The sequence below is a fragment of the Paenibacillus sp. FSL R5-0475 genome (genome assembly GCF_038004585.1).
Classification (GTDB): domain Bacteria; phylum Bacillota; class Bacilli; order Paenibacillales; family Paenibacillaceae; genus Paenibacillus_AQ.
In genome coordinates this window covers 4,955,665-4,982,171 of record NZ_JBBORK010000001.1, presented here as the reverse complement: position 1 = coordinate 4,982,171, position 26,507 = coordinate 4,955,665, and the positions used below count along the sequence as shown (strand labels likewise).

The window sequence follows — 26,507 nt, the reverse complement described above, 5'->3', positions numbered from 1 at the left end:
CGTTCCTCCCGTCAGGATAGGAGCGGCCCTCTGGCGTCCAAGAGGAGGAAACAACAGGTGAGCAAGCTTTGGGGCGGACGGTTTACTAAAGGAACGAACAAGCTGGTGGAGGAATATACGGCTTCCATTGGCTTTGATAAGGCTTTGGCCAAAGAGGATGTGCAAGGCAGTCTGGCACATGTCACGATGCTGGGCAAATGCGGAATCCTTCCACAAGAAGACGTGGAGACGATTAAGCAAGGTCTGAACAAAGTATTGGACAAGGTTAACGCTGGAGAGGTTGTTTTCTCCGTAGCGGATGAAGACATCCATATGAATATTGAAAAACATCTGATCGAGGAAATCGGTCCGGTCGGTGGTAAACTGCACACTGGACGCAGCCGTAACGATCAGGTGGCAACCGATATGCACCTTTACTTACGCGGCCGTGTAGTTGAGCTAGTTAGCTTGCTGCATGAGTTGCAGGAAGCTTTGATCGAGCAAGCCAAAGACAATGTGGAGACGATCATCCCTGGGTATACGCATTTGCAGCGGGCTCAACCGATCCTGTTTGCTCATCACTTGTTGGCTTACGTCTCCATGTTCCGCCGCGATGCAGAACGTCTGACGGACAGCTACAAACGGATCAACGTTCTGCCACTCGGAGCAGGAGCGCTTGCGGGAACGACCTTCCCGATCGACCGCCATTTTGTGGCGGAACAACTGGGTTTTGACAGTGTGTATGAGAACAGTCTGGATGCTGTCAGCGACCGCGATTTCATCGTGGAGTTCTTGGCAAATGCTTCGCTTATCATGACACATCTATCCAGACTCAGTGAGGAACTGGTGCTGTGGAGCAGCACGGAGTTCAGCTTTGTAGAACTGGATGATGCTTTCTGCACAGGCAGCAGCATTATGCCGCAGAAGAAGAACCCGGACGTACCAGAACTGGTACGGGGCAAAACAGGCCGCGTTTACGGCAACCTGATTGGCTTGCTGACCGTACTGAAATCTCTGCCACTCGCCTATAACAAGGATATGCAGGAAGACAAAGAAGGCATGTTCGATACAGTTACTACACTGACTGGTGCACTGCAATTGTTCGCGCCGATGATCTCCACCATGAAGGTGAACAAGGGACGTATGCGTGAAGCCGTGAACACGGACTTCTCGAATGCAACCGATATCGCCGACTTCTTGGTAGGCAAAGGTCTTCCTTTCCGCCAAGCACATGAAGTAATCGGAAAAACAGTGCTCTACTGCATTAACGAAGGCAAGTTCCTGCTGGATCTGACGCTGGAAGAGTTCAAGCAATTCTCACCGTTGTTCGATGAGAATATCTATGCTGTTCTCCAACCGGAAGCTGTAGTTAACGCTCGTAACGTTTATGGCGGCACAGCCACCGTTCAAGTGAAAGCTGCAATCGAACGGGCGGAGCAGGCATTGCACGAAGCTAATGAATGGGTAGTACAACACGGTGACGCTATATTGTAAGTAAAATTAAACATAAATCCCGCCTCGCATACCTTGTAAGGTTGTGCGGGCGGGATTTTTTATTTATAAGCATTTTTTTAGTTATTTATTAGAATAGCCATATATGCCATGGAGGTGTATTCATTTCTCTTAAGCAATTCAATAACCCTATTTAAGTACAAGGAGTCGTGCTCAACCGTCTTAGCAAAGGATTGAACTAATTTAATCACGTGGTTTACTCCGAAGTCTCCCTTATGATGACCTGCCATGCCAATCAAATGTAATTTGATTAAAGAATAATGAACCACAAGCAGAATATAGGAGTCGAAAATATCCGTATTATTTGTACTTGGGAATAGGTTCTTGTATACATAATTCACTAAATAATTCTCTAGTATATATTCATTAGGTGTCATAAAGGGGGCATAGTATTCACTGTACGCCAGTTGGTATCTTTTTGTAACTTCTTCAACTGTTGAATCTTTCGTATATTGAATCCCTTCAAGTAATTCACTAAAGCATTCTATATATCGATAACTCTGTACCCCTGTGTTCATACGAATATCAGTCAGTTCTTTTAAGAGCTGCATTTGAATAGTTGTTGATGTGGTGATACCTGCCAAAGCATCCTGGAAGCTTCCATCTTCGATCAAGCTACTGTAGGAAGAAATTTGTTGAGGGATATCATCTAGTCGTCCTTCTAAATGGTATCCCTGTATTTTCTGGTAGAACATTCCAAGGATTATTAATCTATGTGCTATGGAATAACTTCGATTCTGTAAGACTTGTATTGTGAAAATTCGCAGATCCCAAAAATAACCATCTATTTTTTTTGAAGACATTTCTCGGTTTGTATTTATTTGCTTATTCATAAAATTTCGGACGTTTATGGATTCTTCAATCTCATTAAATTGAATACCAATTGGGTTTAACAATACCAAACGAGCCACCTCAGGACATGACAACGTGGCCGATTTCTCCAATGTTTCATTAACCTGGTTTGTGGTTCGAGGGTAAGTACTACAAACATTAGACAGATAGTCCTCACCTAGAGTCTTATGAATAGAACATAATTTATCTTCATTTAGAAGGGGGCAAGCTGAATTAGAATCCATCACTATTTTTGCATAATTAATTTCTGATGCATTGGAACGTCTGCGTTTTATATGTTTGTTTAGTAGAGGTTTCATTTCTCTATCGCTTACGTTTTTATATTTCTTATAGGTTTTCTGATCAATATCTACTCGCCAGCCTACGCAGCAAGTATCTTCACAATCAGATCCAATGCAAGAGAACTTCTCTAAGTATTCTGGCACAAGAACAACGCGCTTTTTTTCTATCATGATAGTTTCTCCCTTAAAGTTTAGAATGCCATATAGGTTTATTATCGGCAGATATCATGATCAAATGAAGATGCACCCGAACTCTGAACTATACACTGTTCAATGGCAACCAAGCCAATACATCGCGGATTTTGGTATCCCAATAGCCCCATTCATGGTTGCCAGGACCTTCCTCCTAGGTTTAGTAATGGGGAGTGAAACACGGTGACGCTATTTTGTAAGCCGTATAAATACCAAATCTCGCCTCATACCATAATAGGTGGCAGGCGGGATTTTTTTAAATATAAGAAAGAATAAGTTTTACACCGATACTTTATGTCCAATATCTCTCACTTAAACGCTTACCATCCTTATAAGGACGCCGAAGGCGTTTATGCTTGTTATCTAAATAAGCTAATTACAACATAACTGGATTCGCAGTGTTCTTTACGGTTATCCTTAGATTAGGGATAGGAGGGCACGTAAGTATGAGTAGAGAGCAAATCCTAGACGAGCTTGGATCGCAATTAGAACTGGGGAATCATATTATTGGAGTAGCCACAGGTGCGGGAATAACGGCAAAGTATGCGAAGCAGGGTGGAGCAGACTTCCTTCTGATGTTAAACTCGGGTAAATTCCGCCAGATGGGGAGGAGCTCTCTCGCTGGGATTTTGCCATTTTGCAATAGTAATGATATGGTGATGGACTTTGCGTCTAGAGAGATCATACCTTTGGTAAGAGATATTCCTATTATTTTTGGCCTTAATGCAACCGATCCGACAAAAGATATGGAGACCTATATCAGTGAAATAAAGAATAAGGGATTTTCCGGAATTAATAATTACCCCACGGTTGGATTAATAGATGGTCAATTTGGTGAAGCGCTTGAAGAAGAAGGGAATGGTTATCTACTCGAAGTAGAAGCTATAAGAATAGCTCACGAAAAAGATTTGTTTACCATTGCTTTTGTATTTGACGAAATCCAAGCCGCTCAGATGATCGAGGCAGGAGCAGATATTATTTGTGCACATTTAGGCTTAACCGAAGGGGGATTATTAGGAGCCAAGAAGGTATTCTCTCTAGAAGCTGCCAAGGCTAAGGCGGACAAGATTTTTAACACATGCAATGCGCTAAAGCCAGATTTAATTAAATTGGTTTATGGTGGTCCTGTGAAAACGCCAATTGATGTGCAGTATATGTACAGTAATAATCAAAACTTGATGGGGTATATCGGGGGCTCTGCTTTTGAAAGAATTCCCTCGGAGAAGTCCATTACGAATATAACCAAAGCTTTTAAAGTGTCGGGGACGCTGGATGAAGATGATTTTATGGTCAAAATGTTAGACGGCATCACAAAGCACTATGATTATGTTGAATTTGTAAAAGAATACGTAGCTCAAAATTATATGAATGAGATCTTGTTTGCAGATTTAGCTAAGGTGGCCCATGTATCCCGAAGTTACTTAAGTAGTTTGTTTACCAAAAAAGTAGGCTGCAGCTTTCAAACGTATCTCGTACAATTTCGGATGGATAAGGCGGCAGAAATATTACATAGAGACCATATCCAGTTATCTGAGCTAGCGCCATTAGTTGGGTACCAAGACTATGCGCAGTTTAGCAAAATGTTTAAGAAGTATAAAGGGTTTTCTCCAAAACAATATAAATCTAACATAAACACAAAAACATAAGACATAAAAGCGTTTTCATTAATAAACCAAAGAAGTATGATTAACTCATAAGTTGATCATGCTTTTTTTGTTGTAGATATTTGAAGAGGAGGTTGAAGAAATGAAGACGATTGCCATTGCCGGAACTTTTGACACCAAGGGTGAAGAATATCTCTACATTAAAAATTTGCTGGAAAGCTTGGAGCTAGGTACGTTTACGATTCATACGGGGGTGTTTGAACCCACCTTTACACCGGATATCTCTAACCGAGAAGTAGCAGCAGCTGCGGGTGTAAGTATAGATGAGCTCGTTGCCAAGAAAGATAGAGCACTAGCAACAGAGTTATTAGCCAAAGGTATGGAAAAATTAGTCCCTGAATTATATAAGCAAGGCAAATTTGATGGAATTATCTCCTTTGGGGGCACTGGAGGGACTTCACTTGTAACCCCTGGTATGCGGGCATTGCCTATTGGTGTACCAAAAGTGATGGTTTCGACCGTAGCTTCAGGGAATACTGCTCCATATGTAGGCACTAGTGATATTGTCATGATGCCATCTGTAGTAGACGTTGCTGGACTGAACTCCATTTCAACAAAGATTTTTACCAATGCAGCTTTCGCCATCGCCGGTATGCTTAAATTTGAGAATAAACAAGTGATAGAGAAAAAACCATTAGTAGCTACAACCATGTTTGGGGTAACAACCCCCTGTGTGACGGCAGCCCGTAACTATCTTGAAGCTAGAGGATATGAAGTGCTTGTATTCCATGCAACAGGTGTAGGTGGCCAGTCCATGGAAGCGCTAATCGAGGCTGGTTTTATTGAAGGCGTATTGGATCTGACCACAACAGAATGGGCGGACGAAATTATTGGTGGTGTGCTAAATGCTGGACCTCATCGGTTAGAAGCTGCTGGAAAACATCATATTCCACAGGTTGTGTCGGTAGGTGCACTTGATATGTGCAACTTTGGCCCTTATGATACGGTACCCGAGAAATTTGCTGGACATAAGTTCTATAAGCATAACCCTACAGTTACTTTGATGAGAACAACGGTAGAAGAGAATGAAGCCATCGGCAAAAAGCTTGTCGAGAAATTAAATATGGCCAAAGAAAAAACGGTATTAATGTTGCCTCTTAAAGGGATATCCGGCATTGATGTCGCAGGGGAAGCCTTTTATGGCGTAGAGGAAGATCAAATGTTATTTGATACCTTGAGAAATGGTGTGAACAGAAATGTTGTCGAGGTTATCGAAATGGATTGTGCCATTAATGATGTAGAGTTTGCAGAAGCAGCAGCTCAGAAGCTAATAGATCTCATGAGCAAATAACACTAACACAGAACATTTAAATAATGATGGAGGCGTTACACATGAACAAAAATACAAGAACTGAAATCATGGCGAAGTTTAGAGAAGAAGTTGCAAATGGAAAGATTCTTTTAGGTGTTGGGGCTGGCACAGGGATTACTGCAAAAAGCAGTGAAGCTGGCGGAGCGGATATGCTGATTGTTTATAATTCAGGAAGATACAGAATGGCAGGTCGTGGATCACTCGCGGGGTTATTATCTTATGGAGATGCCAACCAAATCGTAGTCGAAATGGGCTCTGAGGTTTTACCTGTTGTGAAAAATACTCCCGTATTAGCAGGCGTATGTGGAACGGATCCTTTTAGAGTGATGGAGGTTTATTTAAAACAACTTAAGGAACAAGGTTTCAGTGGCGTGCAAAACTTCCCAACCGTTGGTTTGATCGATGGCGTATTCAGACAGAACCTGGAAGAGACAGGAATGGGATATGGTTTAGAAGTAGATATGATTAGAGCAGCACATGAATTGGATATGCTCACAACGCCTTATGTGTTTGATCCTGAACAAGCTAAAGCTATGGCAGAAGCAGGTGCAGATATTCTGGTGGCGCATATGGGCTTGACTACCAAAGGTACAATTGGAGCTAAGACCGCTCTGACATTGGATGATTGTGTAGAAAGAATTGAAGCGATTATTAAAGCAGGGAAAGCAGTAAATCCAGATATCATGGTAATTTGTCACGGTGGACCGATTGCAGAGCCAGAAGATGCGGCGTACGTAATTGAACGGACAGAAGGTATAGACGGATTCTTTGGTGCATCCAGTATTGAAAGATTTGCTGCTGAAAAAGGAATCACAGAACAGACTGGATTATTTAAAAAAATCACCAAATAAGCATAATTGCCTTCGGCGTCCTTATAAGGACGGTAAGCAATTAAGCGAGAAATATAAGGATAAAGTAGTATGAAACTTATACTCTATCCTTATATTTTAAAAGAACCCTCCGAAGAGGGTAATCTGGGTAGAACAGATATTAAGGTGCAGCTTATGGCTGCACCTTTTTGTTGTCTATTAGAAGAAGCTAGTTATTACTCAACGGTAGCCAAGCTAATATATCGCGGATTTTGGCATCCCAGTAGCCCCATTCATGGTTGCCAGGACCTTCATCGTAGGTGAAATCAAGGGAGGTTGCTCGGCATGCATCGCGGAATTTCAAGTTATCTGTGTACAGGAAATCTTCTGTGCCACAGCATTGATACAGCGCTGGTTTCGGTCCCGTGGAGCGGTTCACTTCCTCAAGCAGCCATAGAAGGTCTTCGGGCGTTCCGACGATATCTTCTGTTCCGAAGATCATTTCGTATTCTTTGCTTTTGACGGTAGGATCTTCCGCGTTCATAAAATTATGCGCCATATCAAGTGCTCCTGACAGACTCGCTGCCGCTGCAAAAGACTCCGGTTTACGCAGTCCCAGCTTGATCGCCCCGTAACCACCCATCGACAGTCCAGCTACAAAGTTCTCCTCACGTTTATCTGACAGTGGGAAAAACGAGCGCGCAAGCATCGGCAACTCTTCACTAATAAAGGTCCAATAACTGCCGCCAACCGCCATATCCGTGTAGAAACTGCGATGCACATTTGGCATAACTACAGCTATTCCCATCTCTGCTACATATCGTTCTATAGAAGTCCGGCGAAGCCAGATCGAATCATCGTCTGACAAACCGTGCAGCAAATACAGCGTAGGGTGAAGTTCACCTCTAGTTACGTTGCTCATCCCGATTTGTGTGGTTGTTTTTTGCGGCAAAATTACAGTCATTGAGGTATTCAATCCTAGTACTTCCGAATAAAATTTGCACTCTATTAAAGCCATTTCATCCATCCCCTCTCTTTTCAAATGATAGCACAGAGCAAAAGTGAGAGATATTGTAGAAATATCTGAATTATAAGGGTTTTGAGGATTGCTGTAGCTGGATATGAGAGAATATAATGGAAGTAGAAAATTAAGGAAAAAACGTGCAAATATGAAAGCATTCTCGTAGGCGGGAGGAATAAAGTAGGATGAAATCAGGCCTAAAGCAGGAAAAAGGTTTTACTTTGATCGAAGTGCTGGCCGCTATTGTGATTTTGTCGATAGTATCACTGGTGCTTACGTCTTACTTTACAAACGCCATGAGTTACTCTAAATCGAACCAGAACAAGACGATTATGGTCAATCTGGCGCGGAACGCGCTGTTTTATGTGGAGAAGCAGGATTTTGACAAGATGAAGGAATACTTTAAATCAGAAGAGAACAATTCGCTAGAAGCATCCAAATGTCAAAAGGTTATCGATGCAGACGATTCTGTGAAATGTGACGACTATAGACAACTCGTTGAAGATACTACCATCTTAAATCAGGTTTTAAACCCTTCAATTAATGGGGTGAACTATCGAATCGATATTGAGTACCAGCGTGAGTTACATAAAGAAATTTTAAGTGATTTGGATAAAAAGGATATGGCAGCATATCTATTGCCGGTATTGGTAAAAGTCAGCAGAGTGGATTCTTCTAATGGACCTCAGACCCAATCTGTTGTGGAGGGATATATTACTGATGAGAAAATTCGTTAAGCTTTTCCGCAGAGAAGGTGGCTTTTCATTAGTAGAGTTGATTGTGGCGTTATCATTATTTACGGTGGCTGCTGGAATTATTTCAGGGATCACGATGTTAGGCTTACGCAGCTATCATAAAATATCAATTGAAAACTCTCTACGGGATGAAGGCGATTTGTTGATGTCATCCATTATTACGGAGTTATATACATTTGCACCCGAGAAAGTTACCTCGGCGATCACCCAAAATGGCGAAGAGACGGATAGCTACATTACATTAGAACGGCAAGACGGTATGAAGTCACGAATTCAGATTGCCAATGGAGTTCTTACGATAGCTAACCCCGATGTAATTAATCCTCCAGAGGACGAAAGAACTACAATTCATTCCAAGTTAGCAGAAGGATCCAAAATTATTTTAGAGTGTCAGAACGCCGTTCCGTGTGACAGTGGTCTGATATCGATAGATTTATCACTAGTTCAGAGCTACAACGGAAGGGACTACCCATTGGAGTTGAAAAGCAAATTCGGATTCTAGGAGGAGTAGGAGGGATGAGGAATAACGAAAAAGGATCAGCTCTAGTACTAGTTATGTTTGTTGCTCTTCTACTTACAATACTCGGACTAGCTGTGCTCGGGGCGACGGTGGGCGGGGCACAACGAACGGAGACCAGAGAGAATGATGTGCAAAGTTTACACCTGGCGCAGAAGGGGCTGGATGAAGCGGTCGCTTACATACAGACGAAGCTGGATGGACGAAAGGATATTGATCCTGATCATATGGAGGATGAGATTAAAAATATTGTTAATGAGGTGAGCACCAAAATTGTTGGCGTCAGCAATGACGTAAGTACAGAGTTATCTGGAGCTGGCGGTACGATCAAAAGCATCACCTATGAGAAGCAGGATAAGCAAAAATACTATGTCAATATTGAAGCACAAGCCACAGTTAATGGCGTCATCAGACAGCTGAGACAAAAGATTGTCATTGATACCTATCCTGATTTTCTTAAATATGCTTTTGGATCGGAAAAAGTATTAACATTAAACGGAGCGCCTGGTCTCCATGGCAATATATATGCGGGTAAAGAGTTACACATCAGTGATACGGCCGTATATACATACAAGGGAGTGAAAGATCTAAAAGAAAGGACTCAATATCCTAGAGTGGAATTATTGAAAGACCAAACTATAGCCACTTCTACCGAGCCTCAACCTGAAGTGCATGTGCAATCCCTTGAAAGTATCAAATATTCTGGAAATGGAGTTATTGATGCAGCTGTGAATAAGAATAATGCCTCAAGCATTCTTCCTACTATTTTGGGTATTCATGAAGAACAGGTGTTTATCAAACCGCAGAAAAAGTTCATTCAGATCAATGTGTTGGGATCCTTTCTTGATAAAGTGGAGGAAGCGACAGGGTTGACTGGGAAAAAGTCTGAACTTGAGCATGCTATTAAGGATAATCAACTGGGGAATTATTTAAGCACAACAACATTAGATAAACTACCCGATGAGAATCCACCCTACACTGAGCCAGTACTTAAAGATAATCCAACAGAAGAAGAAAAGGATAATTACAAACTAGAGTACAGCGAATACTTAGAACAATTGAGAATGTATCAGAACTCCTTGTTGGATAAGGATTTGAATAATTCTACGATTTATAACGGTAATCTGCTTATCGATGGAATTGATTACAAACAGTTGAAGTTTAGTGATGAAGCTAAAACAGGTAATCCTTCCAACAAGCCCAAATGGCTTATTGTTAATGGTGATCTGGAGGTAAATAACTATAGCCCAGATATAACTAAATTTTTGGAGATTCAAGCTAATATTCTAGTTACAGGTAATGTTACTATTAAAGGTCAGGTGAAATTCAACTCTACTATGTTTGTTTTAGGGGAAACGAAAGTCGAGGACGCCGTGATCCAAGGCTTAAGTAGTAAGGAGTTAGTCCTTATATCTCAAGGAGATGTGCTCATTAATCGAATTGACACTTTTACGAATCCACCTAAGAAAAAGGATGAGCAGGATTCATTTTATATGAAAGCTTTTTTTTACACGGATAGTGATGCTAACTTGTACGGAGTGGGGTCAATCTTTTGGTTAAACGGAGGTTTTTTCGCTAAAGGGGATCTTACAGTAAACGCAGTACTAGGAGGCGTGACTGAGCCCTTAGATCCGGCACGCGGCTTTACTTTCGATAATCAGGATACGGATCGATATAATTCGGGTCACCGTTTTAAGATTCAATATAATCAGGATGTTTTTACTCATCAGCAGTCTAGCCTCCCGCGTGTACAGCAGGTAAATGTAACCGTGGGGCCTCTGGAACTTGTAAGTCATTAAGACTAGTTGAAAAAAGGGTATCCTTAAGCGATTGCTTAGGGATACCCTTTTTTGTTGGATGTTTCTTGTTGTTTAAATGTAAAGTTTAGTAACGATCGTCATTCTGAGGTGCCACAACCTTAACCGTAATATCTGCTTTTACTGTTGTACCTGTGCTTCCGGTATAAGTCACTGTGATGATTGTGGATCCCTTTTTAATGCCTGTAACAGTTCCCCTGGTATTAATATTGGTTCCATTATTGACGCTGGCAATTGCAGAATTGTCGCTTACCCAACTCAAGTTATCTTTGATTTGATCTATTGAGATGGAGGTTGGGAATGCCCATAAAATATCGGTTAACTGGAAAGTATGGCCTACCTCTAAAGTAATGGACTGATCCCGGAATCTTAATCCAGTTAAATCAACGATATTAACCATGTGTGTTGAAGTGATTTTTTGGAATGAAACCTTAATCAGCAGCCCTTCTTTAGCGGTATCACCAGCCGTCAATTTAGCGGTTGACCCGTCACTAGAAGGCGTAAGTGTAGCCATCTTGTTATCCGTTGATTGCACGAAATCCCAGATTAGCGTTGATGGATCGGAATCAGCAGGATTCCTAATTGCTTTTAGATCAATTTGCCCCCCTACCATTACCGTTATTGGACCTTCAATCGACAGTGACTTTAGCGGGTTAGTGATTACGATTGTCTTATCTGCAGTGATTGGATCACGATTACTAGAATTTACAGTGAGTTTCACCAAGTAAGTTCCTGACTGTGTAGCACTGAATACCTTTTTGGTATCATCACTTGGGTAGTCTGGATTGGTATTAATGACAGCATTGCTTGCTCCAGAGGTGACATTGGTGACCGACCAGGTATAGGTAATATTGGCCTCTGGTCCTTGATTATTTAGGTTGCCTTGCACATAGATAGCACTTAAAGGAATAGAATCGTGAATTTCACCAGTCCCATCTCCATCAATCGTTAAGGATCGTGGAGTTCGCTCAGCTACCGTTATGGTTGCTGTAGCCTGTTTGCCGCTACCATCTAGTGCAGCCACATGAACAGTTGCTGTGCCTTTGGTGAGGCCTGTGATGTAACCACTGCTTGAATCCAACTGTACATAATTAGTATCGGTAGTTGTCCACAGAAACGCCAGATCAGGGATATCTGAAGGAATGACTGTCGGAATTAAACGCATTCCTTCTCCGACATAGATGGTTCTGCTTTCTAATTGTAGAGCCTTAATTTTATATTCGGCTGTAAAGGTTAAGGTCTCAAACGAAATCGTAGTACGCGATAAATTAGCTGATGAAGGATCTGTTGGTGTTGGGACAGGTAGTGGATAGATCTCCGCTGGTAGGTTACCGGTAAAAGGGAAATGGTATAAAGTGGCACTACTCATATTCATTGAAGCTCCAATGATTGTTCCATACACCTGACCTCCATCAAAGTTAATGTTAGATCGTGGTGCCAGAATGGTTCCGTATACGTCGGCTTGGGAAATCCGCAAAGGCTTGGTGCCTGAGAAATTGAATAGCACACGACTACCGTTATTCCCGAGAGGGAAATGAAGGAATGGTTGGTCTGTACCATCTTCTTTTACGTTGACAATTATCGTTGATCCTTGCGGAACTTTAAGCTCGGAGCTGTTAAGCGTATTTAATACTGAAGTGGAAATATTAACAATATTGATAGATGAGCTACCTGTTACCGTAAGTTTTCCATATTCATGAGTCGTTGAAGTATTGGAAGGCAGCTTAGCAATAGCATCAGAGAGTCCAAGGAGATAACTCTCATGCTTGTTGAAATTGAGAAGTTCACCGTATGTGATAGTACCATTTTGAATAGAACCAGGTCGTTGGTCTTTAACGGTGCCCTTAACCAATATGTTTCCGTAAACCGTACCTTCAGGAAGAGAAACATCTCCGCCCGTGACAATACCGTATGGAACTTTGTCTTTGAATTGTTCATTTACTGTAATACCAGCGTTGTTGAAGTTGACTGTGCCCCCGGAAGCTAATGGTCCCTTAATAGTTCCTCCACGAAGTGAGGTTGTCTGAAGGATAAATGCGTTGTATTCACCTGTGATTCCCAGAGGTGGTAATGTGGCATGGATATCGACATAACTAAGCTTGGAGTCATTTAAAGTATAGGTTTGGGTCTGAGTCGGTTTAACTGTGATTTGGAACGTTATAGGTTGCTCAGAGTCTGGTTTATAGATTTGGGCGCCGTTCACCGTTTTTAATGAATAGGTTATGTTATTTAGATTGCGTGTCAATCTAAACCCACTGGTTGCATTTCCAGTGACGATCGTACCGGCTGGTAGTTCTCCTGAAATCTCCAGGTTAGGTGGAAGATTCTCGGTGAATACAATATCCGATATTAATTGTGTGTTAGAGGTCTGGTTGACCGTGCCTACTTTATCAAAAGGTACAGATTTTGGGGTGATGGAATAACTAAGAGTGACCGGTTCTCCCTTTTCTACTTTACCATTCACAACATTCTGAGAGAGAGAGCGTGTTACACTCAAATTGGTGTTCGACGGCAGGACATTTACTCTGATAGTTTTACTTGAGAGAGCTCCATTTTGGTCCCATGCGTTAATTTCGATATCGAGTGCGCCCCCATTTGGAAGCGGATTTTTAACCGTTCTATATATACTTTGCCCTGATTTAATGCTCGTTTTACTCATTTCAATGTCGGTAAAATACGTGCTCCCATTTTTAAAGCGAATTTCAGTTGTCAGATCACGATCGTTAAAGTCCAGATCAGTGACTGTATAGTCGACAAGTATTGTGTTTTGATAAGAAGGAATCGATGAGCCATTAGTCGGTGTATGCACCGTAATCTCAGGAGCATGATTCGCACCAATAAAAGCGCGATACATAGTATTAACGAACAATTTTTGTTCCCAAACTGGGAAATTTCTTAGATTGGCGGGAATATCACTTACTCCAAAAAAATGTCCTGTACCCGAGTAGGTAATATTGCCTTTGGAATATGTGTAATATTGATTCCAACTATCCTCGGTATCACGTTGGTATTGATTATATTCACCATTTGGTTTTATCTTCGTACCTGACGCTTCGCTTTGAATGTTATACCATGATACTACTTCGGGATCTTCCAGATTAAGCGTGAAGTACTGGTTATGTGTTGGTGCAATTTGTGGTGTGGAGATATCGATTTGCTGGTTGCTGTCGTCCCGCTTGCTTAGATAAAAAGGATATTGCATCAAAAGCCCGTCATTCACCGGCTTAACCTTGGTGGAAAGATTGATGGCATTATGGCCTAAGTTGGTCTCCGGATTCATCTGACCGGTAATCCCCATGAAATTATTGATCCAGTTCTTTTTATTTGCATCTAAATTAATGATGGTATCGTGAGTGAACAAGGCGCTTTGCTTGAAGGTACCAGTGAATTGTGTAATCGCGTTGGTTGCATTAGTGTTTAAGTTGGATTTCTTATAGTATTCGTCGACAAAACCAAAGATGAGCATGTCATAGGTGCCGTTTAATCCGTAGCTTTGTGTTGCAGCATATTTTTCATTCACATATGTGTTAAATTGGGTCATAGTTTTGACCGCTATATTAAGTTGATAATCGGTTGTATTCAGAAACAGAGGATCCATATTACTAGTGTTCAGGAGGCTGCTTTCCGTTAGAGTGTCAGGCATAACCTGAAGAATATTTACGATGGTCTTCTCTCCGCGATAACGAATTACCCCGCTGTCAAAATCCTTTAATTGCGATTTATGATAATCATTGATTTCTAGCTTCCAATAGAGTAAGCCGGAGTATGTTTTTGGCAAAGTGTATTCGATAGTTCCGCTGGATGTATTAAGCTCTGTTTCAGCAACGACCTGCTTTTCTCCCATTTTGATGGACTTATCAAGACCGATATATAGTTTGACTGAGAGCGGAGAGCTTTGTAAATTAGGTGCGTTAGTGATATTGAAATTAAAAGAAAGCTTCTCCCCAGGAACATAGATTTTGCTGTTAGTTGCATTAGGGTCATAGTTGGGAATTCTGTTCGTAATTTGAAGGCGGGGACGTTGCTTTAGATCATTTATGTACGTAGAGTTTTGTCTTTTTAAATCGGTAAAGATATTTGCGAGTCCAGCATCATCCACAAATTTAACTTTTGGGTTGGATGAGGAAAGACGGTAACTGTTAAAAGAGCTGTACAGTATACCTTGTTCTGCTTGTGGTTTTTTATCTTTGTCATTAAAGGGTTGGCTATGAAAGAAAACATATAATCCTTTATTAATAAATTCCTTCGTTATTTGATCTGCCTTCAGATGAGTGATATCGTTTTTCATATTTTTGGTGTCCAGTGCCTTAGCTCTATTTTCCTCCGAGGCTGGTTGCTGATTACTCACTTGTGCAGGATTGTAAGTCCCCTTCCCGATATAAATTGCATCATATCTTCCATCCAGATCATCCCGCAGCGCCACAAAGCGCTTCATACTCATTGTATCAATGGTAAGACCAGATATTCCCGTTTTTAGAGACGCAAGCTCACTAACTCCATTCTCCGTAACCTCAAGCATACGAATCTGATAATCATTTGAACTGGCTTCGACATTCGTGAAGTGATTTTTGAGTGGCGGAACAAGCAGAAGGAGAAGCAAGATCGTTACTGTAAAAAGATAGATCCTTTTGTTACTGGCAAATTTCATGTTCATCTCTCCCTGATTGTTAACTATTGGTAGATATGGTCGAAATGTATGTTGTATATGCTAGTTTCCGACAGCTTTTTCAGCTGATTTCATTGTAAAATTATCCAATCTATGTTATATACATTCTAGGACATTCAGCATTGATAGACAACATAAATCTATTGAAATATACCTATAAATTTATTACTAAAGTCCTAAGTCTATTGAAAAATACGCTAGTTTGACAAAAATGATGAATTCGTAATTATGGAAAAAATAATTTTCATATTTTGTAGAAATAGAACTGGTAATTTATCTTTGGTTATTCCTAGTATTATCCATTATTGAGGTCAGTGTAAAAGTATAACCAATAACGGCATACGGAGCTGAACGGACATGGCCATCGCGAAAAAGAGACTTGGCGATTTGCTGGTAGAAAATAATATTATTTCGCAGGAACAGCTGCTTGAAGCGCTTGTGGAACAGCGTAAAAGCAAGCGTAAGCTTGGCGACCTGCTAATCTCTCAAGGCTATATTACGGAGCAGCAGCTGATTGAAGTGCTTGAATTCCAGCTTGGCATTCCGCATGTCAGTTTATTTAAATATCAGATTGATCCTGCGATCACGCAGATTATTCCTGAAAGTATGGCAAAGCGATACCAAGTACTTCCCTTCTTAAAAGAAGGCGGTAAGCTGATGGTTGCGATGGCCGATCCGCTAGATTATTTTGCCATAGAAGATTTACGAATGAGTACAGGGTTCCGAATCGAACCTGCCATTTCCACTAGGGATGAGCTGCAGAGGGCGATTGCACGTCATTATGGAATGCGTGATTCTATGAATCAGATGCTAGTAGAGCTCCCTACACAAGAAGAAATAGAAGAAACGGAGATTACAGACGAGGACTCACCAATCGTTCGTTTGGTCAACCAGATGATTCAGCAGGCTGTTGCTCTGCGGGCGTCTGATATACATATGGATCCAGGTGAGAATAATCTAACGATCCGCTACCGCATTGATGGAACTTTACGGACAGAGCGGATCATTCCTAAGCAGATGCAGGGCTTTATCACTGCTCGTCTGAAAATAATGGCCCGACTGAATATCGCAGAACGCCGTTTGCCACAAGACGGGCGAATCAAAATGCAATTTGATTACAAAATGGTAGATATTCGTGTGTCCTCATTACCTACGATGCACGGGGAGAAGATTGTACTGCGGTTGCTAGATTTAAGCACAGGTGTCAAATCTGTAGATGCTTTGGGATTCAGTGAGGGGAATGCGGAAGCTTTTAAGGAAATGATTGCTCGTCCTTATGGGATTCTGCTAATCACTGGACCTACAGGTAGTGGAAAAACAACGACTTTATATTCAGCGCTGAATCAACTCAATGTAGAAAGTGCAAATATTATAACGGTTGAAGATCCAGTGGAATACCAACTTGAGGGTGTAAACCAGGTGCACGTAAACTCGGCTATTGGGTTAACCTTTGCCGCGGGATTACGTTCGATTCTCCGACAAGATCCGAATATTGTAATGGTCGGTGAGATACGAGATGCGGAAACTGCTGAAATTGCGGTTCGCGCCTCATTAACAGGTCATCTAGTGTTGTCTACTTTACATACAAACGATGCGATTAACTCCGTCTCTCGCTTGCGGGATATGGGAGTAGAGCCTTATTTAATTGCCTCCTCACTAATTGGTGTGGTAGCTCAGCGGCTCGTTCGCAAAATCTGCACCGACTGCAAAGAAACCTACAAACCGTCTGAGCAGGAAGCGATTATGTTGCGTAGCTTAGGGCTGCCAGCAGATGAATTACATCGTGGCCGAGGCTGCGGTAGCTGTAGCAGTTCTGGTTATCGTGGTCGAATAGCGATTCATGAGGTACTCAGCATTGACGATCATTTGCGGCAGCTTATTACGAACACTGCTTCAGTAGAAGAACTGCGTGTCGCAGGTAAAGCGCGTGGACTTGTACAACTGATGGATGATGGACTACTCAAAGTTAGTCAGGGAATCACGACGTTACAAGAGGTCATGCGCGAGACGGTCTCACATTAGGATATATAAGGTGTATTGCATTTTAATCTAGGGGGAGCAGCGGATGCCAACGTATACGCGGGATATTAGACAGCTTTTGCAGACGGCTTACTCCTCCAAAGCTTCCGACTTACATATCTCTGTAGGCTCGCCTCCGGTGATACGTATGGATGGAACGCTTCACCCACTTGAGGAAACACCAGTAACAGCTGATGAAGCTGCAGAAATGGCAGAAGCGCTGCTTAGCAGAGAACGAAACGAAGTGTTTCGGAATGCAGGTGAGGTGGATTTCTCTTATCCGCTGGATGGCGGCGTAAGATTTCGGGTGAATGTCTATCGTCAGCGGGGCGAGATTAGTATCGCTGCCCGGGCGATTGCTGCAGAGATTCCGAGTCTAGAACAGCTGTCGATGCCTCCGATTTTGTCCGCTTTGTCACTCAAACCACAAGGTTTGATTCTAGTTACAGGCCCTACGGGCAGCGGTAAATCCTCTACGTTAGCAGCTATGCTGAATTACATTAACAAGACCGAAAGCAAGCATATTGTGACACTTGAAGATCCTATAGAATTTCTGCATAGTCATGGAACCTGTTTAGTGGATCAACGTGAAGTGGGCAGCGACACAGCTAGCTTTGCGAGCGGACTACGTGCCGCGTTACGTCAGGATCCGGACGTTATTCTCGTTGGAGAGATGCGGGATCTGGAGACCATTACAGCAGCAGTTACTGCCGCGGAGACAGGTCATCTTGTGATGGCAACCTTACATACAACAGACGCACCACAGACAATTGATCGAATTATTGACGCTTTTCCGGGTCATCAGCAGGGACAAATTCGTTCACAGCTAGCCTCAGTATTACTGGCAGTTATCAGTCAGCGGTTGTTTCCAAAGGCAGGGGGACGTGGGCGGATATGTGCAACAGAGATCTTAGTGAATACACCTGCCGTAGCTAACCTCATTCGTACCGAAAAGACACATCAGATTAAAAATGTGATGCAAACCGGACGCTCGCAAGGTATGCATACGTTGGATATGAGTATCCGCGACTATTTATCACAGGGGTTCATTGAACCAGCAGCAGCTAAGTCGTTTATGGCGGAGGTGAGTAGCTGATGCCTCTTTTTGAATATCAAGTGAAGACAACCGCAGGCAAGTCCATTAAAGGAAAGCTAACCGCAACAGATAAGCCTACGGCAATGGAGGAGTTACGTAAGCGTGGCCTTACAGTATTCTCGCTGATCGAACGCAAAACAACGATTCTATCGATGGATATTTATATCGGTAATCCGGTCAAACCGCTTCATTTCATCATTTATTGTAGGCAGTTTGCCACGCTTATGCGTGCTGGAGTGTCGATTGTGGATGCAACGCGTATTTTGGCCGAGCAGACTGAGAGCAAACCGCTCCGTAAAGCACTTGTGGAAGTGAATTCAAGCCTGATGCGCGGGATATCGTTCTCACAAGCCGTTCAGGATCATAAAAAAATCTTCCCACAGTTATTCGTCAGCATGATCCGTGCCGGAGAGGAATCCGGTGATATTGAGGGTACGCTCGACAGACTGGCGATGTTTTTTGAGAAGCAGCATTCCACGACGGAGAAAATCAAGTCTGCGCTCACTTACCCGATTACCGTCGGGGTTATGGCGATTGGAGCGGTTATATACCTCCTATGGGCGATAGTTCCGCAGTTTGTAACGATGTTCGAATCGATGAATGCAGAGCTTCCGGCGATTACGAAGATGGTATTGGCGCTTAGCAAAAGCATTCAAGGTCAATGGTATTTCTGGATACTCGGCGTTCTTCTCCTAGTGATAGCTTTTCAGATTACAAAACGCACAGAAAAGGGTGCCTACGCACTCGATTATGCCAAGCTGAAGATTCCCGTGTTCGGTAAGCTGAATCAAAAAGGCTCGATTGCTCAGTTTACGCGAACTTTTTCATCTCTATATGCCAGCTCAGTTCCGATCCTGCAATCCTTGGTGATTGTAGAAGAGGTAGCAGGAAATAAGGTCATTGGGGGATTTATCCGAAGTGCAGGTGATTCGCTGAGACAAGGAAATCCACTATCTGAACCGTTGAAAAAAGCATGGGTCTTCCCGCCGCTAGTAACACAGATGATTGCGATTGGTGAAGAGACGGGGGCGCTCGACACCATGTTGTCTAAGGTAGCTGATTTCTATGAGATGGACGTAGAAAATACCGTCGATCGTCTGAAGTCACTGTTAGAACCATTGCTGATTGCATTTCTAGCAGGTGTTGTAGGTGTGATTGTGGCCGCTATTATGCTGCCGATGTTCAGCCTGTACGGTAATATGTGAACCTTGTGGTTCCTTGAAGATATTGAGAGGGGTGACGCCCGAGGGAGCGGGGCAGGGTCGCAGATCTTTTGCTAGCGCTAGACAAAGAAGGACGAGCATTGTAGCGGGATTCATGGAAACAAAAGATATAGGCTGTACCATCACATACCACTTAGAGGGGGAAATAAAATGTTAGCACAAGCCATTAAGAGAAGATTGAGCAAAGAGGAAAATCAAAAGGGGTTTACGCTGATCGAGCTATTGGCGGTTATCGTTATTTTGGGGATTATTGCGGTTATTGCGATACCGATGATCGGTAAGATAATTACCAATGCAAAAGAAGATTCTGACCTTGCTACAGCTCGTCAAGTCTATGATGCAGCGAGATTATACGTAATAGGTGAAGAAAACGGCGATTATACTGCAGGAGCAGTAGATGTTTCGAAGATTATAAGTGAGGGTTATTTAGATAAAATTTATCTTCCGAGTACAAAAGAAGTGATTAGTACTGGGTCTGTGAATTTTGATTCTAGTGGTCAATTAACGGATACTGCTGCTACTACTAATGATGCTGTTATCTTAAATTCGAGTAAGTTTAGCGCCGAAAGTGTGTTAAAAGCTGAGAAATAGATCTCAATTTTTACTTAATAACGATTTTATTTGGTGAAAATTATAGAAGATTAACAATTTCAAGAAAATGTTTTTTTGATAATAGAATTGCTTTAATATTAAGCAACCAGACCCTTAAGGAATCGGACTTCCCGATTCCTTTTTTAAAATCCAGAAAGCCAACAGAGGATATCCATGACAATATTCATCGCAAGTTATATCACATTACTGGGTCTGATTCTGGGCTCCTTCTATAACGTAGTGGCACTGCGTGTGCCAGCTAAGGAATCCTTGCTCAATCCACCGTCACATTGCCCGAACTGCAATACGCGGCTAAAGGCGCGGGATTTGTTTCCGGTGATAAGCTACCTGCTGTCAGGAGGCAAGTGTCGTTACTGCGGCACAAAGGTGTCGCCTTTATATCCACTAGGAGAAGCGGCAACGGGTTTGCTTTTTCTATGGGTGTATTTGCAGTTTGGGCTGACGGCGAAGGGGATTCTTGGATTCATTCTGGTGAGTCTGGCGATTATTGTGACGGTTGCGGATTTGAAGTACATGCTGATTCCGAACAAGGTATTGCTATTCTTTTTGCCGATACTGCTCATTCTTGTATTGCTCTATCCAGAGGGGCCGTTATGGCATCACTTGCTGGGAGCTGTGCTTGGGGGAGGGGCTCTTATCCCCTTTGTTCTATTAGGAGGGATGGGTGCCGGGGATGTGAAGCTATTTGCGCTGCTGGGCTTGGTGATTGGATTTCCGAATGTGATTTTGGCTTTTCTAATGGCTTGTCTGCTTGGAAGTGTGGTCGGAGGACTGCTGATGCTGCTCGGAATCATCAAACGCAAACAACCGGTTCCTTTTGGACCATGGTTAGCAATAGGGGCTTTAATTAGTTACGGATATGGTTCAGACATCATTGGCGCGTATCTCTCGCTCATCGGATAGGAGGACATCGACATATGCTTGGATTAGGCCCTAAAGTGGCCGGACTTTCAATTGAAGCTACCGGAATTCGTTATATTAGTTTTAAGAATAAACAGTCATGGGAAGTTCGCAAAAAACGGTATCTCCCGCTCCTTCCAGGCATGATCATAGAGAATCAGGTGGCGGATAGCGAGGCGCTTTATGATCGTGTAAGGCAGTGGGTGAGGAAGGAAGGGTTAAGGGGCAGCAAGGTTTCCTTGTCGATTCCACCTTCGCAGATCATTATTCGCAAAATGAGTATCCCAAGTACCAACGATAAGCAGGTTGAACAGCTCGTAAAGCTCGAAGTGGAGACGGGGCTGCATTTGCCATTTGAAAATCCTGTTTACGACTATGTGACGCTCGAAGTGGATGAGGAACATAGCCATTTGCTTGTATTTGCCGCTCCGCGGAAATCGATACAGGATTATGTAGAGATTTTGGAGCGTGCGGGTCTTCGAATAAGCAGTGTTGAAATTTCGGCTACCGCCTTGGCGCGAAGTATAGCAACTGGACATGGGGAAAGCTTTGCGGAAACGATGCTGATTAATCTAGAGCCATCCGTCATGGACGTTTATATGTTCAGAAATGGTAATCCGGTGTTCATTCGTACGATTAACTTGCTTGATTTGCACAAGGGTAGAAATGTTACGGCATTGGAGTTTATGGCAGACAGTGAAGTTTTGGCAGAAACAGCAGTTGCTGTGGAAGAGCAATTATCACCGGAGCAAATGGTGGAGATTACTGCGGAAATCTCGCGGATGCTCAGCTTCTACCAATATAGCTTGCACGATGGCTCGACTCGTATCAAAAACTTAGTTATAACAGGTGTCCCTTCCATTCGTAAACAGCTAGATCTAGAGCTTCAGCAGTCGCTGGCAGAACTCGACATTACACCGATAAGCCTAGACCAGATGGGTAAAGATGCTGTATCTGATCTTGAGTTAAATGATTACCGAGTAGCGGCCGGGACAGCTCTAAAAAGCACGATCAGCGTAGACACGATTGACCTACTGCCAAGAGAAGATCGGGAGACGTTATTATTCCCCTATGTGACCATGGGTCTTGTGGCGATCTGGCTGGTGGGAACGATTGGGACGGGGATTTATTTTTCGGCTAATAAGGGTCAAATCTCTAATGGTAAAGAGGAGCTGCAAGGCTTGCAGGATCGCAGTTTAATGCTGCAGGTAGAGCTTGGGAAGCTTAAAAACAGTGGACCTGGGCAGTTAGATCGGAAGACGGCAATCGCAGAGATTCAGAACAATAAGGTGATTGCTGTTCCCATACTAGATGAATTAGTCGAAGGGTTGCCACCGGGTTCTCTGCTCCGTGACATTAACTACACCTACCTGACATCGATTGACCTGACTGTAAATGTACCTACTATGGTAGATGCCTCTAATTATTTAAGACAACTGCGTCAGATGTCCTTTACAGTGGATGCTTCTATTTCGAAGCTGAACGAAGGAACTGTGGATCAGAGTGCGGGGCCAACGAATGCAGCCACTTCCTTAAATATGTATACAGCCATTTATAAAGTAAACTTATTAGCAAATAATCAACAGACAAATGGAACGGATGCAAGCCAAGAGGAGGTGAACAGCGATGGAACAGTTCAATAAGTATCGCTCTCCAATCGTACTGGGTGTATTGATTTTGTTCTTGATGCTGTTTGCCTTTTATATGCTGGGTGTTCAACCGACAAATAAAGAAATATCTGCACAGAACGCCGAGATCAGACAGCTGGAAAAAGAAGCAGAGATTCTCCAAACTAAAATTAATGAACTAAAAAGCAGCGCTACTTCTTTAGATTCGGAACAACAGGAGCTTCTGGCAGCACTCCCGAAAGGCGATGACAGCGAAGGCTTGATTGATGATTTACGAGCGGTTGGGATGTCCTCACAGGCACGCTTAAAGGATGTCAGCTTCATTTTGGATGAGGCTAATCCGATTCAGCAAATGACTGGTTCGGCTGAAGTGCTGTTCCCGACGGTCAAACAAGTCAAAATGACTGCTGTAGTAGAGGGCACCTATACAAGCATACGGCAGTGGATGGATGAGCTACAGGCGCTGGCACGTATAGTGAATGTAGACTCATTTAATTTCCAACAGTCCTATGAAGAGCGTTCTGCGAACACTCCAGAAAGTATCTTGACAGCTAACGTAGCTTTCACAGCTTATTATGAGGTTGTTACTCCTTCTTCGAATTAGATCTCTAACCGTTGTAATAACACTATTTCACGACTCCACTTTTCCTGTAAATCAGGAGGGTGGATTTTTTTCGTTACTATAAAATATAAATGCGTTTTCATTCCTCTGTTTATTGGGTATTTTAGCTTGCGGGGTGCATAAGCTGGAACAGTGGCTATCGCCTGTATTTTTCAGATAAAAAAGGAGGAATTCCGAATGAACAAAAAGTGGATGATTGGTTCGTTGGCCCTTTCCATAGGCCTGATCTCAGCAAGTGGGGGAGCTATGGCAGCTTCACCGTCAGCAGGAAGTACGGCAGTCAAGAAGGTGGCTGTGTCTGCGCCTGGGAAAGAGGGCCCTGCTACCATCAATAATTTGACGGTGAAGAGCATCATACCGCTCGTAGTCCATGCAAGAGCTCTTTATTTCTATAGTAATCGAGGCGGAAACATCTTCCCGATAGAAACCTTCACGTATAAAGCGCAGGAGTACCGTTATCTTTCCAGTGACATTGGCACAAAGACGAAGCTGATGAATTACATAAAAAAAGCCTACACTCACAATGCAGCGGCATATTATGTGCAGACTCAATTTTTGGAGTATAACGGAAGAATGTCGCAGGTTAATGCAGATGTGGGCAATTTATTAATGTATGAAAAAGCCACCGCCCGCATGCTCTCTAAAACTGCGACAACCGCTGAATTTGAACTGACCGTTCCTTATCCAGGTGCGCAGGAAAGCAGTGAGTCGGTGTATGTGAAACTGAAGAAAGTGGAGGGATACTGGAGAATCGACACTTCACCGGATATTCTTTTCTGAGGAAATGGGAAGGTATTAGAGGAAAGATGATGGTAGGGGCTATGAACTAACTGCGCTTCAGGTCAGAGATATAAACAACACCTGCGAATTTGCCTTTACGGGTAATGATGACACAGTCATTCTTCATAGGATCTGGGCGGCTCATAACATTAGCTAATACGGATTCAAGTGATGTGGAGATATCAAAAATGAGTGGAGTTTTATTCATAAGCTTCATGGCAGGCTCTTTGTAGAACAGATCTACTCCTGATCTTCCTGTGGCTTTTAAAAAGAAACGGTCGCACATTAACAATCCAAGCGGTTCATTCGTGGCGTTACAGACGACGATGCATTTGGATTCTGGGTGCTGGAACATTACGCGAAGGGCTTCTCTGCAAGTACGTGAGGCAAAAATAGCAGGTGCACTGCGGACAATATTAGAGAGATCATTTACAAGAGCTGTTGACATGGTATTCATCCTTTCTGATTATAGGTCTATTTCTAATGTACCCCCGAATCGTAAATTTTAAAGGCGAAGAAAGGTCATCTACAGGTAAAATAGATGAACAAGCAAAAACGGTCAGAACCTCACGAGGTCTGACCGTTTTTTTTTGTAGGTAATCTATTCACTTCGAACGCCATCCTCTACCAACTGCTTTCTAGGTGCTTCTGGAATAACAGATTTACTTACGCCTCCACGATTGATGGCGATTAACCGTTTTTGTGCGTAATACACGTCACGGGATAATTTCTTTACCTCAGTGGATTTACCGTCAACAATCCGGGTGCTGTAAGTCTCAACAACATATCCGGTCTTCCCATTTTGTATAACGCGTGAGCCTCCACGGGGGAGGGAAGGGTCGTTTACGTACTTGTCGACTGGAGGCAGCACCTCTACGATTTGTGAGTGGACCTTATATGTAACATTTTTCGGAAAAGTACCGAAGAGCTTGATCGATAGTGATCGACCTTGCACAGCAGCTTTAATGACTAGATATTTGCCAGTCGTATTGCGAAAACGGAAGTTGATATAGCCTTCAGCAAAGGTGGCATCCTGGCCTTTGGGTAGATAGTTGACCGGCAAGGAGTGATTGCGGCGCTCCACAATCTCCAGTCCGGTGCGCAAAGCGGCATTGTACAGCGTACTGGAAACTTGGCAGATTCCGCCGCCGACGCCGGCTTGTAGCTTACCGTTCACAATGACTGGTGCTTCGCGGAAGCCGTATTCTATTTTTGCTTTTTCAATAGCTTTGCCATAGTCAAAAACGGCTCCAGGTGGGAGCACGGTTCCGTTCACAGCTTTGGCTGCTGATTCGACGTTGTAGATTCGTCCAGGTCCACTTGCTCCGAGAGAGGTGCTGAATTGCATGATTTTTCGCTCAATGCCTTGCTCCTTTAGAGCGTTTAGAGTGATGTCCGGTTGTAATATGGTTAATGGAACTTCCAAAGTAATCCCCTTCTCTTGCAGCGAGAGTAGACGACTAAAACGAGTGGGGGCAGCGGCCCATAGTGAGGTCACCATTCCTGTCCAGTCCACCTCAAGGGAAGTCTTCTCAGGCGTATACACTACACGATCATCCCCGGTAATTCGCCGCGTAGCATCTACTGGATCTCCGAAGGATTCTCTCTCCCAAGCGGGACTTAGGATGGTCTGTAATTGAGCAATATCCAGATGGGCTTCAAGACTCCAATTCTGGGGGAAGCTGTAGCGGGCTTTTACACGATCCCATAGCCGCCCTTCCGTAAGATCTTGTAGACCTTGCTTAAAAGCAGCGGCTTCATAGGCCATTCCAGCTTGTTTAAGCTTGAGGGTAAGCTCAGAATTCCCTTCGACCTGCAACACAAGGGGGATAGATTCAAGGGCCTGTAGCTTTTTCTCCAGTTCGGAACGTACCTCTGAGATATTCAGCCCGCCCACCTCCCATCCGGCAAGGGTTGTACCTTTTGGAAGCGTGTTTTTATGGCCATATAGTTGAAGTCCCCCATAGATTAATGAACCGATAAGAATGAGTGCAATGACTATTATGAGGGTAAGATGGATTTTTTTCATGAATAATCTCCTTCCTGGATGGCTTCTGCGAGCGGCACAGTAGGTGCTTTTTATATGTATATGTACAGACATTACAAAACTTTCGAATAGTGGGGCAGTTACGGGGTACTCAATCGGTTACAGATTTGTTACAATAGATACATTGCGGAAATATTGAAGTTTATGGAAACTTAAGCTGTACCCTGTCGATTCACACAAGTGGAAAATGTCATAATTGGGAA

20 protein-coding genes and 1 pseudogene are annotated in these 26,507 nt (G+C 43.0%); 15 read left to right on the top strand and 6 right to left on the bottom strand.

Annotated elements, in window-relative coordinates; translation table 11 throughout:
- Positions 1-57 precede the first annotated feature (57 nt).
- Positions 58-1,473, top strand: coding sequence for an argininosuccinate lyase (argH, locus tag MKX41_RS22370; RefSeq protein WP_340973178.1), 1,416 nt, complete (start codon positions 58-60; stop codon positions 1,471-1,473).
- Between the two features lie 77 nt (positions 1,474-1,550).
- Here argH and fliB read toward each other — a convergent pair whose 3' ends face one another.
- Both fliB and MKX41_RS22360 read right to left on the bottom strand, forming a co-directional pair.
- A complete protein-coding gene (gene fliB, locus MKX41_RS22365; RefSeq protein ID WP_340973176.1) occupies positions 1,551-2,795 on the bottom strand; it encodes a flagellin lysine-N-methylase in 1,245 nt (414 codons plus the stop codon).
- An 88-nt stretch (positions 2,796-2,883) separates the two neighbouring features.
- Positions 2,884-2,970, bottom strand: a pseudogene (locus MKX41_RS22360) (esterase family protein); the annotation flags it as partial.
- 292 nt (positions 2,971-3,262) lie between these two features.
- Here MKX41_RS22360 and MKX41_RS22355 point away from each other — a divergent pair.
- From MKX41_RS22355 to MKX41_RS22345, 3 genes are all read left to right on the top strand, one after another.
- A complete protein-coding gene (locus MKX41_RS22355) occupies positions 3,263-4,462 on the top strand; it encodes a phosphoenolpyruvate hydrolase family protein (RefSeq protein WP_340973174.1) in 1,200 nt (399 codons plus the stop codon).
- A 100-nt stretch (positions 4,463-4,562) separates the two neighbouring features.
- Positions 4,563-5,771 (top strand): Tm-1-like ATP-binding domain-containing protein, encoded by a 1,209-nt coding sequence (locus MKX41_RS22350; protein ID WP_042131317.1) that lies wholly within the window; start codon positions 4,563-4,565, stop codon positions 5,769-5,771.
- 41 nt (positions 5,772-5,812) lie between these two features.
- Positions 5,813-6,643, top strand: coding sequence for a phosphoenolpyruvate hydrolase family protein (locus tag MKX41_RS22345; protein ID WP_076297888.1), 831 nt, complete (start codon positions 5,813-5,815; stop codon positions 6,641-6,643).
- Between the two features lie 187 nt (positions 6,644-6,830).
- Here MKX41_RS22345 and MKX41_RS22340 read toward each other — a convergent pair whose 3' ends face one another.
- The gene (locus MKX41_RS22340; RefSeq protein ID WP_340973172.1) at positions 6,831-7,619 is read right to left on the bottom strand and encodes an alpha/beta hydrolase; all 789 of its coding nucleotides are present in this window, start codon (positions 7,617-7,619) and stop codon (positions 6,831-6,833) included.
- 188 nt (positions 7,620-7,807) lie between these two features.
- Between MKX41_RS22340 and MKX41_RS22335 the strand changes: the two genes are divergently transcribed.
- The 3 genes from MKX41_RS22335 to MKX41_RS22325 are packed head-to-tail and all read left to right on the top strand — an operon-like array spanning position 7,808 to position 10,693.
- A complete protein-coding gene (locus MKX41_RS22335) occupies positions 7,808-8,359 on the top strand; it encodes a type IV pilus modification PilV family protein (RefSeq protein ID WP_340973170.1) in 552 nt (183 codons plus the stop codon).
- A complete protein-coding gene (locus MKX41_RS22330) occupies positions 8,343-8,879 on the top strand; it encodes a PilW family protein (protein ID WP_340973168.1) in 537 nt (178 codons plus the stop codon). Before MKX41_RS22335 ends, MKX41_RS22330 begins: the two co-directional genes overlap by 17 nt.
- A 14-nt stretch (positions 8,880-8,893) precedes the next feature.
- Positions 8,894-10,693 (top strand): hypothetical protein, encoded by a 1,800-nt coding sequence (locus MKX41_RS22325; RefSeq protein ID WP_340973166.1) that lies wholly within the window; start codon positions 8,894-8,896, stop codon positions 10,691-10,693.
- Positions 10,694-10,778: 85 nt separating this feature from the next.
- Here MKX41_RS22325 and MKX41_RS22320 read toward each other — a convergent pair whose 3' ends face one another.
- A complete protein-coding gene (locus MKX41_RS22320) occupies positions 10,779-15,359 on the bottom strand; it encodes a DUF5057 domain-containing protein (RefSeq protein WP_340973164.1) in 4,581 nt (1,526 codons plus the stop codon).
- A gap of 375 nt (positions 15,360-15,734) precedes the next feature.
- On the opposite strand from MKX41_RS22320, the gene MKX41_RS22315 reads away from it, so the two are divergent.
- The 8 genes from MKX41_RS22315 (at position 15,735) to MKX41_RS22280 (ending at position 24,257) form a co-directional block, all read left to right on the top strand.
- The gene (locus MKX41_RS22315; protein WP_340973162.1) at positions 15,735-17,399 is read left to right on the top strand and encodes a GspE/PulE family protein; all 1,665 of its coding nucleotides are present in this window, start codon (positions 15,735-15,737) and stop codon (positions 17,397-17,399) included.
- Positions 17,400-17,442: 43 nt separating this feature from the next.
- Positions 17,443-18,492 (top strand): type IV pilus twitching motility protein PilT, encoded by a 1,050-nt coding sequence (locus tag MKX41_RS22310; RefSeq protein WP_340973159.1) that lies wholly within the window; start codon positions 17,443-17,445, stop codon positions 18,490-18,492.
- Positions 18,492-19,697, top strand: coding sequence for a type II secretion system F family protein (locus MKX41_RS22305; protein WP_340973157.1), 1,206 nt, complete (start codon positions 18,492-18,494; stop codon positions 19,695-19,697). The genes MKX41_RS22310 and MKX41_RS22305 overlap by 1 nt, the downstream gene beginning before the upstream one ends.
- 168 nt (positions 19,698-19,865) lie before the next feature.
- Positions 19,866-20,306, top strand: a complete 441-nt coding sequence (locus MKX41_RS22300) for a type II secretion system protein (protein WP_340973155.1) — start codon at positions 19,866-19,868, stop codon at positions 20,304-20,306.
- Positions 20,307-20,480: 174 nt separating this feature from the next.
- Positions 20,481-21,230, top strand: coding sequence for a prepilin peptidase (locus MKX41_RS22295; protein WP_340973154.1), 750 nt, complete (start codon positions 20,481-20,483; stop codon positions 21,228-21,230).
- Positions 21,231-21,244: 14 nt separating this feature from the next.
- On the top strand, positions 21,245-22,870 hold the full coding sequence (gene pilM, locus MKX41_RS22290) for a pilus assembly protein PilM (RefSeq protein ID WP_340973150.1): 1,626 nt from the start codon (positions 21,245-21,247) through the stop codon (positions 22,868-22,870).
- Complete coding sequence (pilO, locus tag MKX41_RS22285) at positions 22,854-23,459, top strand: type 4a pilus biogenesis protein PilO (protein ID WP_340973149.1); 606 nt, start codon at positions 22,854-22,856, stop codon at positions 23,457-23,459. Before pilM ends, pilO begins: the two co-directional genes overlap by 17 nt.
- Positions 23,460-23,654: 195 nt before the next feature.
- Entirely contained in the window at positions 23,655-24,257 is a 603-nt protein-coding gene (locus tag MKX41_RS22280) for a DL-endopeptidase inhibitor IseA family protein (protein ID WP_340973148.1), read from the top strand.
- A gap of 46 nt (positions 24,258-24,303) precedes the next feature.
- Here MKX41_RS22280 and MKX41_RS22275 read toward each other — a convergent pair whose 3' ends face one another.
- Positions 24,304-24,705, bottom strand: a complete 402-nt coding sequence (locus tag MKX41_RS22275) for a hypothetical protein (protein ID WP_340973146.1) — start codon at positions 24,703-24,705, stop codon at positions 24,304-24,306.
- Positions 24,706-24,858: 153 nt separating this feature from the next.
- Positions 24,859-26,286 (bottom strand): VanW family protein, encoded by a 1,428-nt coding sequence (locus MKX41_RS22270; protein ID WP_340973144.1) that lies wholly within the window; start codon positions 26,284-26,286, stop codon positions 24,859-24,861.
- Positions 26,287-26,507: the final 221 nt, after the last annotated feature.